This window comes from Corynebacterium sp. ES2730-CONJ, from assembly GCF_024834055.1.
Classification (GTDB): Bacteria; Actinomycetota; Actinomycetes; order Mycobacteriales; family Mycobacteriaceae; genus Corynebacterium.
On sequence record NZ_JANUXZ010000004.1, the window covers coordinates 241317 to 254537 of the forward strand.

General features: G+C 53.9%; 12 protein-coding genes. 3 read left to right on the plus strand and 9 right to left on the minus strand.

What is annotated here, in order from left to right; all coding sequences use genetic code 11:
* The 4 genes from NXS13_RS06575 to glf all read right to left on the minus strand — a co-directional run bounded on the left by NXS13_RS06575 (window position 1) and on the right by glf (window position 4499).
* Entirely contained in the window at window positions 1–492 is a 492-nt protein-coding gene (locus NXS13_RS06575; RefSeq protein ID WP_259158474.1) for a phosphatase PAP2 family protein, read from the minus strand.
* Complete coding sequence (locus NXS13_RS06580; protein ID WP_259078569.1) at window positions 485–2428, minus strand: glycosyltransferase; 1944 nt, start codon at window positions 2426–2428, stop codon at window positions 485–487. Before NXS13_RS06580 ends, NXS13_RS06575 begins: the two co-directional genes overlap by 8 nt.
* Before the next feature lie 264 nt (window positions 2429–2692).
* On the minus strand, window positions 2693–3232 hold the full coding sequence (locus NXS13_RS06585; RefSeq protein WP_259158475.1) for a phosphatase PAP2 family protein: 540 nt from the start codon (window positions 3230–3232) through the stop codon (window positions 2693–2695).
* 100 nt (window positions 3233–3332) lie between these two features.
* A complete protein-coding gene (gene glf / locus NXS13_RS06590) occupies window positions 3333–4499 on the minus strand; it encodes a UDP-galactopyranose mutase (RefSeq protein ID WP_259158477.1) in 1167 nt (388 codons plus the stop codon).
* Between the two features lie 223 nt (window positions 4500–4722).
* Between glf and NXS13_RS06595 the strand changes: the two genes are divergently transcribed.
* Window positions 4723–6600, plus strand: a complete 1878-nt coding sequence (locus tag NXS13_RS06595) for an N-acetylmuramoyl-L-alanine amidase (protein WP_259289519.1) — start codon at window positions 4723–4725, stop codon at window positions 6598–6600.
* A 305-nt stretch (window positions 6601–6905) separates the two neighbouring features.
* Here NXS13_RS06595 and NXS13_RS06600 read toward each other — a convergent pair whose 3' ends face one another.
* From NXS13_RS06600 to serS, 3 genes are read right to left on the minus strand one after another with little or no spacing between them, the layout of a single operon-like run.
* Window positions 6906–7718, minus strand: coding sequence for an HAD family hydrolase (locus NXS13_RS06600; RefSeq protein ID WP_259158481.1), 813 nt, complete (start codon window positions 7716–7718; stop codon window positions 6906–6908).
* A 44-nt stretch (window positions 7719–7762) separates the two neighbouring features.
* Window positions 7763–8752, minus strand: a complete 990-nt coding sequence (locus tag NXS13_RS06605; RefSeq protein WP_259078561.1) for a 1-acyl-sn-glycerol-3-phosphate acyltransferase — start codon at window positions 8750–8752, stop codon at window positions 7763–7765.
* Window positions 8753–8770: 18 nt separating this feature from the next.
* Window positions 8771–10030 carry a serine--tRNA ligase gene (serS, locus tag NXS13_RS06610; protein WP_259078560.1) on the minus strand — a complete coding sequence of 420 codons (1260 nt, stop codon included), beginning with the start codon at window positions 10028–10030 and terminating at the stop codon, window positions 8771–8773.
* Between the two features lie 102 nt (window positions 10031–10132).
* On the opposite strand from serS, the gene NXS13_RS06615 reads away from it, so the two are divergent.
* Window positions 10133–11149: a septum formation family protein gene (locus NXS13_RS06615; RefSeq protein ID WP_259078558.1), complete on the plus strand. Its 1017-nt coding sequence runs from the start codon at window positions 10133–10135 to the stop codon at window positions 11147–11149.
* A 16-nt stretch (window positions 11150–11165) separates the two neighbouring features.
* The gene (locus tag NXS13_RS06620; protein ID WP_259078557.1) at window positions 11166–11510 is read left to right on the plus strand and encodes a metallopeptidase family protein; all 345 of its coding nucleotides are present in this window, start codon (window positions 11166–11168) and stop codon (window positions 11508–11510) included.
* Between the two features lie 8 nt (window positions 11511–11518).
* On the opposite strand, the gene NXS13_RS06625 is transcribed toward NXS13_RS06620, so the two are convergent.
* Together NXS13_RS06625 and pheA are read right to left on the minus strand one after the other, a co-directional pair.
* Window positions 11519–12184: a histidine phosphatase family protein gene (locus tag NXS13_RS06625; protein WP_259078555.1), complete on the minus strand. Its 666-nt coding sequence runs from the start codon at window positions 12182–12184 to the stop codon at window positions 11519–11521.
* Between the two features lie 52 nt (window positions 12185–12236).
* Window positions 12237–13154 (minus strand): prephenate dehydratase, encoded by a 918-nt coding sequence (gene pheA, locus NXS13_RS06630; RefSeq protein WP_396124763.1) that lies wholly within the window; start codon window positions 13152–13154, stop codon window positions 12237–12239.
* Window positions 13155–13221: the final 67 nt, after the last annotated feature.

A 13221-nucleotide genomic window follows, 5' to 3' on the forward strand; every position in this document is an offset into this window, starting at 1 on the left:
TTAAGCCTTCCGGGAATGACCAAGCGCTCGACTAGTTGCCCACCCCACGAGCGCACCTGTTAATACATCAGAGGGGTAGTGTACCCCTAAAAGCATCCGTGAGAACATCATCACGGGGACCCCAATCAAAGGCACACGGCTTTTCACAATAGCCGATAGGCTGGTGAAAAAGGCCGTGGTGCTGGTGGCGTGGGAACTCGGGAAACTCAAAGAGCTGGGAGTTTTTACCCCAATAGTGATGCGGGGATCATGGGGGCGTTGACGTCTGACAATCCTCTTAATGATCACCGATAATGCGTGGCTTATGAAGGATGCTGCAATAAGTCGCAGCCACTGCGGACGACGGTGTTTATCCCACAGTGCAGCCAGCGCACCAATTCCCATCCACCCCAAGGCATGCTCCCCAAAGTGGGATAGGGCACGGGCTATGCGCAGCGTTATTGGATAACCGACGGTGCGTTGGATCTGCACCAAGATGTCATTTTCAGTCATGATCGAATACCTTGCTCCATGCTTCGCGGCTAATCAGGTCGGGATAGGCGGCGCGATAGGCGGCGCGCAAGTGCTCAAAACGTTCCCGAACTAGTTTATGTCGTTCCCGTGACTGCTTATATAAATGTTTGGCCATGTCGAGATCGCGCTTGCGGTATGCCACACCGCGTCCATCCGCCGTGGCAACGGTGGCGCCATCGACACGCGAGAGACTAAACCACCGTGCCTCTATGGGCGCAAAATTGGCCTGTGGAATCTCGTGATGTTGGCGATCTGCGGGACGAAGGGAATGTTTGAGCCCTTTTAGTAGCCACACCGATTTTTTCAGCGGTGCCAAGCGCCCGCCGATATCCTTAACCGGTACCCCAGGTGCTCCCGTTGGGGTGGGGAAATCCGTGGCGGAGTCTAAAATGACCGCATCGGGGTATTCCTTGCGGATTTTTGCTATGCGCGGTAGCGATGTTTCCAAAATATCGAAAAGCTGATCAGGGCCAGCAAGGAAATCATCGATAGCTTCGATTTGGATCGCTGCGGTGGAATACTCAAGGCACAGAAGGTGTTTGACCAGTGCCTTATGCATACTACGCAGGAGCCCATCGATTGGGCCATCATGGTTGAGCGCCGCCACAATCAGTCGATTTCGTAGGTGGAAATAGGCTTGCCAGTCAATGGCGTCGTCCTTATCACTCCATGCCATATGCCAGATAGCGATACCAGGCCAGGTAGCAGTAGGGAAACCATGGCGCCCGGCGCGCAGGCCGTATTCGGCGTCATCCCACTTGATAAAGAGCGGCAGCGGCTGCCCGATCTCCTCGGCTACTAGCCTCGGAATCATGCACATCCACCAGCCGTTATAGTCCACGTCGATCCGGCGGTGCAGGTCACGTGAATGCTGAGCATCGGGCTTATCATCAACGGCTCCGCGATCACTAAGCGGGTGCTCGTCGAAATTGTGGTCGTAGTGCACGTGGGGGGCTTTAGTCCACATGAAGGTGCTACGGTCGATCACCTCACCCATAGAGTGCAAGTGGCTACGTTCCTGCAAATTGAGCATTTGCCCGCCTACGAGAATAGGGCGCTTAGCATAGCGGGCTGCTTGCAGGGCACGAAGGATTGAGTCAGGTTCGATGGCGATATCATCGTCCATATAGAGGATATAGGGGGATTTTTTTGCCCCTGCCGCGCCGTCGCCGAGGGCTTCGTACATAATGCGGGAATATCCGCCTGATCCGCCGAGGTTTCCCTGGCGGAATTCGAAGAAGCGGTCACCGAAGTGCTCCACCGCATCCTGATAGCCTGGTTCATCCGCTGGGTGCTTGGTACCTTGGTCGGGCATGATGACCGCATCGATCACACCATCAACCTCTGCATCACTAGCCAAAGCCTGTAGAGCTGCGACAGCGTCGGTGGGGCGGTTAAAAGTAGGAATACCGACAGTGACGCGGGCTTCGAAGGGGCCAACAGTGGTGCCGTCGGGGAGAATTTGGGCGCGTGGCGCATGCGGAGCGTACCAGCCTGCCTCATTAATGGTGACGTCGGTATCGGTAGTGATATCCCACCATAGCCAACCGCCAACTTCGAAGGGCGCGAGAGAGAGTTCGAATTCCGCGACATCATCGGTTACGAGCTTATTGCTGATGCTCAGCCGGGTTCCGTCGGGCTTTGAGCGGTAGATATTAATTCGGGCAGTGCCGGTGATATCCACTTTCAAAATGACGGTGTCGAGCTGTGACCATCGGCGCCAGTACGAGGCGGGGAAGGCGTTGAAATAAGTGAGGAAGCTAAGTTCGCTGGCGGCTGGAATAGTCAGTGAGCTGCGATCATGCCATCGAGGCTTCTCGAGATTATCCTCGTGTTCTAAGATATAAAGCTTGCGCACATCGCTAGGCTCCCCGATGTGGGGAAGCAGGAAGCGTTGCAGCTGGTTGTCCTTCATTGCTCAAAAACCTTTCGTTTCCGCCCCAGGGTGGTGCTCAAGGGGTATAGTTCCGCCACTTAAGGGTAGTCGCTTCGCCCCAGCCTCGCGGAGATAGCCACGCTCAGTTGCGCTAATCAGCTCACGAATGCGCGGAGAAATCGCCTGAAATGGTCAGTTCGGGCTCGCGATTTAGCACCAATAAACGCTGAAGGGTCAGCGCTTTTACTTATATCTATACTGGGACACGTTATAAGCAGCTATTGGGTACATACCTTCAAAATATTATTCCTCGGAGTGTTTTTCGGGGCGCGAAGACAGACGAGAAATTCCCAGTAGGCGTGCGATCAAGGCGCTAATGATGAGCCCTAGGATAATACCGCCAATAATATCGCTCATCCAGTGCACCCCGGTATAGAGCCTTGATATATACACGGCAATCGCCACGATATAAGTCCACCACGTCTTTTTCCAGCCCCATATTATTGTGGCCATACTCGCGCAGGCAGTGATTGCCGTAGCGTGTCCGGAAGGGAAGGCAAAGCTAGTGACTTCCACAAGGTGGCCGGCGATATCGGGGCGGGGTCGGGCAATAATCATCTTGATACCTTCTGCACTCAGACTGGCGAGCGCGACCGAAATAGGCAAGGCAAATATGACCCGAAGCGGACTTTTTAGCCTCGGCAAGCAGGACCAGAGTACCGCCATAATAAATAGAGAGATCGTGAGATATACCGGCCGCAGTGCGGTAGTAAAAGCGATAACGGCGGGGGTTAGTGGAGAATCGTTCAGCGCTAAAAAGCAGTTGTTGATGACGATATCCACACTATTTTCCTTGTACAGCTATAGAGAGCTAACAGGGTGCGGATTTTCGCGCACCCTGTCGGGGATTTTTTATGTACTTCTTAGGTACCTCTGTGGACTTTTATGCGCGCAGTGCCGGGCTGATCACATTATCAAATAGAGTTAGCGCCGAGGCAATAGCCATATGCATATCCAGGTACTGGTAGGTTCCCAGGCGTCCCCCGAAATAGACCTTATTCTCGGCGGTCTCTCGGGCGACGTGTTCGCGGTACTTTAACAGCATCTCGCGGTCTGCAGGGGTATTGATTGGATAATAAGGCTCGTCCCCGGCTTCCGCAAAGCGTGAATACTCGCGCATAATGACGGTTTTATCCTGAGGATACTGGTTGTCGCGCTCGGGATGGAAGTGGCGGAATTCGTGGATTCGGGTAAAGGGGAACTCAGCATCGTTGTAGTTCATGACGGGAGTTCCCTGGAAATCACCAGTTTCGAGAACTTCGGTCTCGAAATCAAGCGTGCGCCACCCTAGGGCTCCTTCGCGATAATCGAAATAACGATCAACGGGACCGGTATAGACCACGAGCGCCTTCGGGGAGGCGGCGCGCACCTCATCGCGAACCTCAAACCAATCAGTATTTAGACGCACGTCGATATTGGGGTGATCGGCCATTCGTTCTAGCCATGCGGCGTATCCGTCTGTAGGGAGGCCCTCGTAGGTATCGTTGAAATAACGGTTGTTGAAGTTATAGCGCACCGGCAGCCGGGTGATATTACCGGCTGGGAGATCCTTGGGATCCGTTTGCCACTGCTTCGCGGTGTAATCGCGAATAAAAGCTTCGTAGAGGGGACGGCCGATCAGAGAGATAGCCTTTTCTTCTAGGTTTTTAGCATCTTCGCTCTTGATCTCGGCAGCCTGCTCAGCGATGAGGGCGCGAGCTTCGTCTGGAGAGAAGTACTTTCCGAAGAACTGGCTAATAAGCCCGAGCCCCATGGGAAATTGGTAGGCCTGGCCTTTGTGCATGGCGAAGACGCGGTGCTGATAATTAGTGAAACTGGTGAATTGATTGACGTATTCCCAGACTCGCTTATTGGAGGTGTGGAAGAGATGGGCTCCGTATTTGTGGATTTCAATGCCGGTCTCTGGTTCGGCCTCGGAATAGGCGTTGCCGCCAATATGATCGCGGCGCTCAATAATGAGTACCTTCTTATTCAATTGGCTGGCTGCGCGCTCCGCTACGGTCAAACCGAAGAGTCCGGATCCAACAACGATTACATCAAAGTCAGTCATAGCTAAAACCCTAGCCATATAAGGTGCGTTTCGCTCTGCAGGACACACCGAGATATTCACTGATCCGACACGCCGGGAAAATAATTCTTATGCCCTTTACATGCACTTTCTTATTCACATGAGCAACATGCATCCCTTTTACCCCATAAATACACTACAGTTAAGCCCGATAGGTGGCACGACTGTGCCCATTTATCAATCACAATAAAGTTGGGAGATTAACGTGAAACAACGCCGCCGCCTTGGCATTACCTCGGCGCCCCCGATCACCGCAGCAGTGTTAGCAATGACCCTCATTGCTGGAACCGCTATTGGCGTGGGCACCACCTCAATACTGAAAACCGAATCTGATGGCATCGAACCCATCACTGCAACCACCAGCACCGAGAACTTCAACCTCGGCCAAAACGTGCTGGTCAACGATGCAGCCCTCGCCACTCAAAGTGACGAGGAGGGGCCCGTCGAACGCACGGTAAAACAATTTAACCGCGAGGAAGAATTCTCCATCTTCGCTATGACCTGGGCGGGAGAGAAAGATATCGCCGCCTTCGTCCGCAGCCAGCGCGCCGACGGTACCTGGACCGAATGGTTTGAATCCGAGGCCGTTGACGCTCGCGAAGTAGCTGACTACGAACGCCAAGGCACCGAACCCATCTATGTGGAACCGACTAAGTCTGTGCAGGTCTCCATCCTCGGTGTCGATCTCTTTAATCCTGAGGAAGCTGCAAAGCTCGACGCTGTCTTTATTGATGGTGGCGAATCCCCTATCGTCGATACCCAGATCACCTTGGCTAATGACGCGGTTGGCTTGCCGCGCGTGATTTCCCGTAAGGGCTGGGGCGCCGACGAATCGATTCGTTGCAAATCGCCAGAATACGCTGATGGGGTATCAGCGGTTGTCGTGCACCACACAGCTGGTTCCAATAACTACACCGAAGCCCAAGCTCCAGGCATCGTGCGTGGCATTTACCAGTATCATGCCCAGCAACTCGGCTGGTGCGATATCGGATACCACGCGCTCGCCGATAAATACGGAAACCTCTACGAAGGTCGCTACGGCGGACTAAACAAAGCCGTCATTGGTACCCACGCAGGCGGCTTTAACCAAAATACCTGGGCCATTTCAATGCTCGGCAACTACCAAACTGCTCAGCCCACTGCCGCAATGCTGAAATCAGTCGGCGAATTGGCTGGCTGGCGCGCTAAAGTTGCGGGTTTTAATCCGTCTGGCAATAATACCCACTATTCCGAGGGCACCAGCTATACCCAATACCCCTATGGTACCGCTGTGCAATTGCCCAATATCTTCGCCCACCGCGACGTTGGCCTCACCGAATGCCCCGGCGGCTATGTATACAACAAGATGGGCACCATCCGTCAGATCGCTCAAGCTAAATATGATCTGCTTACTTCCAACGCTGTTCGACCTAACCCACAGCCAAAGAACACCATTCCACCGGTTGTTCCGCAAACACCGAACCGACCAATCCAACCGAGCCAACCAAGTGCAACCGGTAGCTCGTCCGAAGGAGCGGACCTTTTCACCAAGCTCTTAAGTTCCAATAATGGTGATGCAACTACGATTATTGTCTCGGCAGCCTCGCTCATCGTGCTCGGCATCGGTGTCGCTGGCGCTCTTGGTGTACTGCCTGAAGGCGGTATTGAGAGGATTGGCAATATCGAGGTAGTCAAAGGCTTGAAGCTGGAGAAGATCCCGGCGCTCATTAGTGCTTCAACTCAGCTGTCCTCCGACTCGGAGTTGAGTCGACTGTGGAACCAGCTCTCCCCAATCTTGGGCAAACTGCGCTCTGGTGCGATTACCTACAGTGGCGCCGATGGTCGCGATGTGACCTATCAGCTCTTCGACAACGGGATCATCGTCGATTCCGAGACCACTGGACCCCAGGCGCTGTGGGGTGTCATTGGTGACACCTGGGCTGCTCAGGGCTTCGACTTCGGGCCGCTAGGACTTCCCATTAATATGGAGCACCCCGATGACGGTAAGATCCGCGTCGATTTCGAACACGGCTATATCACTTTCGATCCTGCCACTGGAGCTGTTGATGCCCAGGCTTATGAGCCTGCTCCCGTAGCTCCTTAATAATCTTGGCGCGGGGATATTCTCCCAGATCCCCGCGCCATTTGCCGCCCTAAGCCACCACAGAAAGTGGTGGCTTTTCGCATTCGGGGCACGTCGAGAAAGAAAAACTGGTGCTGTATCTTTTCTCCCCGTAAAGGTAAGCGCTCACCTATATTACCGCCAGCCACAAAGACCGTAACGACAACGAGAGAGTATTAATCACCCTCGAGAGAAAGCACACTCCCTTCGACCTCTCTGAAAACCACGTCTGAAGGGCCGCCCGCAGTTTCGCCTTCTCTCTGGCGGTGGGGTATCGAGCGTTAATTTTACTGGCCAAAAACCCTCTCGAGAATCCGCGCGACACCGTCATCGTCATTGCTCGCGGTAACTTCATCAGCGCAAGCCCGCAGCTCTTGTTGGGCATTAGCCATGGCCACTCCGTGGCCCGCCCACTCGATCATTTCGCGATCATTGCGCATATCGCCAAATGCGAGGACATCTTTAGCGGCGATTCCCATATCATCACAGAGCTCTTTCAAGGTCTGGGCTTTGGTAATATTCGGTGCGGATACTTCAAGTAAACCTTCATTAATGGAATAAGTGATGTGAACCAGATCGGTCGGGATCGCCGGGCGAATCAGGTCAAAAAGCTCCGGCGCTGTTAAGGCTTCATAACGCAGGAGTAGTTTCACTGCTGGTTCAGCAAGTGCGGAATCCAGATCCACGACGCTGTGTTCCGTAGAATCCCACGCGTGGGCATAATCCTCGGTCACCACATAACAGCCCTGGTTAATATCTAATACGGAGGTGCCACAGCGCTCTACAGCTACCCCAACGGGAAGGACTTCTCGCGCTTTACTCACCACAGCACGCAATACCTCCGCCTGAATACTGTGGTTTTTTATAATACGATCGCGAGCCGAATCATAGACAACAGCTCCGTTAGCGCAGATGCACACAGGTTTGAAGGGTAGTTGATTTACCAGTGGAATTACCCAGCGGGCAGGCCTACCAGTAGCTATGACAAAGTGATACCTGCCATTTGTGCACTCAAGTGCACGGTAGAGCCGAGGGCTAATCCGCTCGGCGCTGTTAATGAGCGTCCCATCCACATCGCTGGCGACCAACTTATATGTCATATCGTCTATCCTAGCGATCCCTTTCCGAGATGCGGACCGGCGATTTAGGAATCTTTCCACTTAAAGTAGATGACCTTGAGCTTCTCGAAGAAGGAAAGTTCCTTGGCTACAAGGAATTTTAATTCGCGTCTCTTTTCGCGGCGGTGCCGACGAGCCGCGCGACGCTCCCGCTTCGCAGCTTTCTTAGCCTCCTTTTCGGCGCGCTTGAGGCGTCGTTTTTCGCGGATCGCTCGAGTTTTAGCGGCAGCCTCTTCGCTGGTAGGAGCACCCCCACCGAGTGAGGCGGGTCGCCAATTCTCACCGCCTGGGAACGGTCCGTTGAACTCCTCGTATGCTGCGCGCACCTCGTCAAGAAGATTGCTAATCGCTTGCTCGAGGCGGCGGGTATCTTCATGGATATCGCCAGTTCTCACGACTGGTTCGCCCACCTTTAGCCACACAGGAAAATGGTTCCTACCTAAACGTTTAGGGAGGTCCTTGGCCCAGATCCGTTGAGAGCCCCACAGTGCCATGGGAATGAGCGGACAATCGGCTCGATTAGCAATCCTGGCCGCGCCCGTTTTAAACTCCTGTAATTCGAAGCTCGGAGACGTGGTTCCCTCGGGAAAAATTCCCACAAGGTTACCGTCCCTGAGACTCGCCACAGCTCGATCGAGAGCACTTCGGCCAGCGAAGCGATCTACCTCGATATGTTTCATTCGTGCTAAGAGCCGCCGCGCTCCTGGAATATCAAACAGCTCTTTCTTAGCCATAAAGCGCACCAATCGGCGGCCTCTGGAATAAGCGGAGCTACCCACGAATATGAAATCGTAATAGCCCATATGGTTACACGCCATGAGCGCCGGGCCCTGGGTTGGGATATTCTCAGCCCCAAAAATAGTGACCGTAATTCCTTGGGCCTTCAATAGGGCCTTCACCCCCACGATGATGCGATTATAAAAACTCTCGCGGCTATCGGGATGGAGGGGAACGTCCTCGACTGAATCCTCTACGAGGAAAATATCTTCAACGCGGTGAAAACCTGGGCGGCTCATGGCTTATAACCTCAGTTCTTAGTTTTTCGGTTCCAAGATATCCTTGCCCACAAAGGGCCTTAAGGCCTCAGGAACAACCACGGAACCATCAGCTTGCTGATTATTTTCCAAGATGGCAACCAACCACCGGGTTGTCGCTAGCGTGCCATTGAGCGTCGCGGCGATCTGTGGCTTGCCATTCTCGTCTCGATAGCGGGTGTGCAAGCGGCGGGCTTGGAAGGTCGTGCAGTTCGAGGTTGAGGTGAGTTCTCGGTACGTATGTTGGGTGGGCACCCACGCCTCGGTGTCGTATTTACGCGCCGCGGAGGACCCGAGGTCACCCCCAGCGACATCGATAATTCTATAAGGGACTTCGACGGCGGAGAGCATATCGCGCTCCATATCTAACAAAGCCTGGTGCTGGGCTGCGGCCTCCTCTGGTTTGCAATATACGAACATTTCCAATTTATCGAATTGGTGAACGCGCAAAATACCGCGTGTATCTTTGCCATAGGAGCCAGCCTCCCGGCGAAAGCACGACGACCAGCCGGCATATTTCTTCGGCCCCTGCGTGAGGTCAATAATTTCGTCTTGGTGATAACCAGCTAGCGCTACTTCGGAGGTGCCCACTAAATAGAGGTCGTCCCGTTCGAGGTAGTAAATCTCGTCGGAATGTTCCCCGAGAAAACCGGTACCGCGCATGACATCGGGGCGCACTAAAACTGGCGGGATCATTAATTCAAAGCCAGCGGCACGAGCCTTCTGGGCAGCTAATGTGAGCATACCTAGTTGCAAGAAGGCCCCATCACCAGTGAGGTAATAGAAACGGGCACCACCAACTTTAGTCCCACGTTTAACATCAAGAAGCCCTAAGGATTCGCCCAAGTCGAGGTGATCTTTAGGTTCGAAATCAAACGTTGTGGGTTCGCCTACATGCTCCAGCACGATAAAGTCGTCTTCGCCACCGGCCGGGGCACCCTCAACGATATTGCCCAATTGCATCTGCAAGGAGTTCACTGTCTCCTCTGCTGCCTTCTGGGCCTCCTCCGCTTCTTTAACCTTAGCTTTGAGCTGGTTGGAGCCAGCTAAAAGCTGAGGGCGCTCGCTAGGATCGGCTTGTCCGATCTTCCGCCCAAAGGTTTTTTGCTCGCTGCGCAGCTCGTCAGCTCTTTGGATTGCTTGTCGCCGGGCTTCGTCGGCTTCGATGAGAGCATCGACAAGCTCAGGTGACGCGCCGCGGGTGCGCTGGGATGCGCGGACGATATCAGGATTTTCGCGGAGGAATTTTAGATCAATCACGATCTTTAGCCTACCGCTAATCCTTGTAATACTTAAAGAATACGGGCCGAGAAAACGTAGTACGCTGGGGTCAACATAGCGATACGAGTACCTGAGGTTGAGATGGAGATAGAGTTTAGATCCGCCACGGCAACGCGGATTATATTAGTAGCCGCCCTCTCGGCATCATGTGCCATGGGTGCCTATCAATATCAGCGAGCCCAATTAAGTTCTCCACTCGTCACCCCCGTCGACATGACCACCAAGGTACCGGCCGCATCTACCGCTTCTTTTACCACCGCCGATGTCGGCTCGTGCGTGACGTGGACTGTTATCGACGGCACCGTTAGTAATTTTGAACAGGCAGATTGTGCCAGTCTGCACCGTTTTGAAGTCTCCTCCCGCGAAGATCTTGGCACCTACCCCAGCAGTGAATTTGGCCCTAGTGCGGCTATGCCTAACCAGACGCGGCAAGCGCAATTGCGAGAAGAACTATGCTTAGCGCCTACAATGCGCTACCTTGATGCGAAATTCGACCCCTTGGGCAAGTATTCCATCGCCTCAATCCTGCCACCCCAAGAGTCGTGGGATTTGGGCGATCGTACACTCTTGTGTGGGATTCAGGCCACGAATGAACTCGGCGAGGTCATTGAAACCAAAGGCAGAGTCCAAGATCAAGATCAGGCCCGCATCTCACCCGTAGGAACGTGCCTAGCTCTCGACGCCTCTAATTCCACGAAGCAGGTTGCCTGTGGAAAGCCGCATCAGATGGAGATCACCGCCGTTATTGATCTGCTCCCGGTTTTTCCGCAGTCGATCCCGTCGACCGAGGAGCAAGATAATCATCTCAGTCGTGTATGCACCCAAGCGGCCCGTGATTATCTCGGAGGCGATGATCCTCTGTATTTCTCCACCCTTAAGCCTTTTTGGACGACGATTGCCCCCAGCTCTTGGGATACTGGCTCCCACAGTGTGAATTGCTCGCTCGTCTTCCCCGTTGATAATCGCTTTGCGGTGCTCGAGGGCAGCGCCAAGGGCGACTTCACTATCAACGGGAACCCCCCTGAGCAGCGCCCCGAACGCGCCCCCATTATTAATCCCGAGGCTCTTGATGGTGTGGCTCCACCGCCACCACGCTAATCACTAGACTTGATATATGGTTGAGATTTCTGAAGCAGACTTTGCGGATCTAGTTGATGCAGCACTGGCTACAATTCCCCCCGAATTTCGGGATCATATGAGAAATATAGCCATATTGATTGAAGATCTGCACCCTTCAGGACCTGGAGTGCTCGGGCTGTATACGGGTATCCCACTTCCGGAGCGTCAATTTGGTAACGCCGGATACTTACCCGATACCATCACGATTTACCGTGAGGCATTAAAGCGTTTTTGTACCTCTAGGGAACAATTAGCAGAACAGGTGCGCATTACGGTGATTCACGAAGTGGGTCATTATTTTGGCTTCGACGATGAGGAGCTACACGCTCGCGGTTATTAGGGTCGCTCCTAGGGTACTGGTTGATCGGCAAAATACTTGCACGTCCAGGTACCGAAAGCGCCGCGGGGTTCGATGATACTCAAGGAGCCATTGGCGATATAGCTCTCGCGAACATAATCACCGTCAAGTGTTGTCGCATGCAGCCCAAGGATGCGGATAGCCGCCCCATGGATAACCATTAAGCTATCTTGGTTGGTGTCGTGGCAGCGTTGAGCAACCGCTTCTAGGATGGGGGTCGCTCGATTGAGATAATCCTGGGCGGTCTCTCCACCCGGCATTCCCGCATGTAGATCGCCCTCATTCCACTGCTTCAACGTCGCAATATAAGCATCGTGGGCTCGATCATCACTGCGCCCCTCGAGATCACCCGCTCCCAGTTCGTGGATGCCTGGCAGCACCGTCATAGTCATTTTTGGCTGGGCGATCTGAGGCACCTCACCCTCGTCCCCACAATATGCGGCCACCGCGAGGAGCATGGACTGCTGGGCCCGTAAAGCCTGGGAGCTCGCAGCGTAGCCTACGTTATCGCTAAGCGTGCGCAGCCTGCGTCCGGATTCGCGTACTTGGTGTCTGCCTATAACCGATAATTCCGCACCAGGTAGCTGAGTATCAAAAATTCCGCGAGCATTAGAATGCGTCCGGCCATGGCGCATCACAATAATTCGACCACTCATAGATTCCCCTCTTGTCTTACTCAGTTCATGGGTGCTGATCCACGAGCATAGTCTAGCCCACTGGTGTGCCTTTCAATAAGGACTGAATCCACGACTGAGCACTCCGATAACGCGGCTCTTGGTCAACGCGGTCTATGGGGGCATCAATACGCGGCCATGAACCTAGAAAGATAAGATCAGTGGCGCGGCGGTACAGTGCCGCGAGGGCCTCTTGGATATCCGGGTCAGATATATGCCCATGAAGATCCACGTAGAAGCGGTAGCTACCCAATCCCTGGTGCAGGGGGCGGGATTCAATACGGGTTAAGTCCACACCCCGTACCGCACATTCATTTAAAGCCCCTACCAGAGATCCCGGGGTATTCGGCAGCGTGAACGCTAAACCTGTACGATCATGACCGGTCCGTGGGGTGGGGACTCCAGGGAGACCGACGAGAACAAATCGGGTCATGGCATGGGCCTGATCTGCCACGTGAGTGGCCTTGATCTCTAATTCGTAGATCTCGGCCGAGAGGGCTGGTGCGACTGCAATATCTGCCTCACCTCTAGCTACTGCTTGTGCGGCAGCAGCATTCGAGGATGCGGGGAGAAATTCGTGCTCACCAATATGATCTTTTATCCACACCTTCGTTTGCTGGTATGCCACCGGATGCGTGCTTAATATTGGGCGCTTGCCATAGCTGTGGTGAGGGCGAGTCATGAGGGCGAAAGAGATTTCTAGGTCGTACTCATAATAAATTTGCACCCCCCTCGTTAGCGCGTCAAAGGTGGCTGTAATGGGCCCATCAACCGAGTTTTCCAAGGCTACACATGCATAATCGGCCTGGCGATCAAGCACAGCGGAGATAGCCTCGCTGGGAGAGTCAGTAGGGAGGGAATTGCTTTGAACCCCAGAAAAATGCGCACGTCGAAATTCGGCGAGAGCCATCTCAGTGAAGGTCCCCGCTGGTCCAAGATAGGACATTGTCACTGGCTGGTTCACCGCGTACTCCCATATATGCTCATGATGCTCGATGCTACCGCAGCCTAGGCGGACT

Coding starts and splice junctions, on each gene's coding strand:
- NXS13_RS06575 (WP_259158474.1), bottom strand. CDS start 492: ATGACTGAAAATGACATCTTGGTGCAGATCCAACGCACCGTCGGTTAT.
- NXS13_RS06580 (WP_259078569.1), bottom strand. CDS start 2,428: ATGAAGGACAACCAGCTGCAACGCTTCCTGCTTCCCCACATCGGGGAG.
- glf (WP_259158477.1), bottom strand. CDS start 4,499: ATGACTGACTTTGATGTAATCGTTGTTGGATCCGGACTCTTCGGTTTG.
- NXS13_RS06600 (WP_259158481.1), bottom strand. CDS start 7,718: ATGACATATAAGTTGGTCGCCAGCGATGTGGATGGGACGCTCATTAAC.
- NXS13_RS06605 (WP_259078561.1), bottom strand. CDS start 8,752: ATGAGCCGCCCAGGTTTTCACCGCGTTGAAGATATTTTCCTCGTAGAG.
- NXS13_RS06615 (WP_259078558.1), top strand. CDS start 10,133: ATGGAGATAGAGTTTAGATCCGCCACGGCAACGCGGATTATATTAGTA.
- NXS13_RS06620 (WP_259078557.1), top strand. CDS start 11,166: ATGGTTGAGATTTCTGAAGCAGACTTTGCGGATCTAGTTGATGCAGCA.
- NXS13_RS06625 (WP_259078555.1), bottom strand. CDS start 12,184: ATGAGTGGTCGAATTATTGTGATGCGCCATGGCCGGACGCATTCTAAT.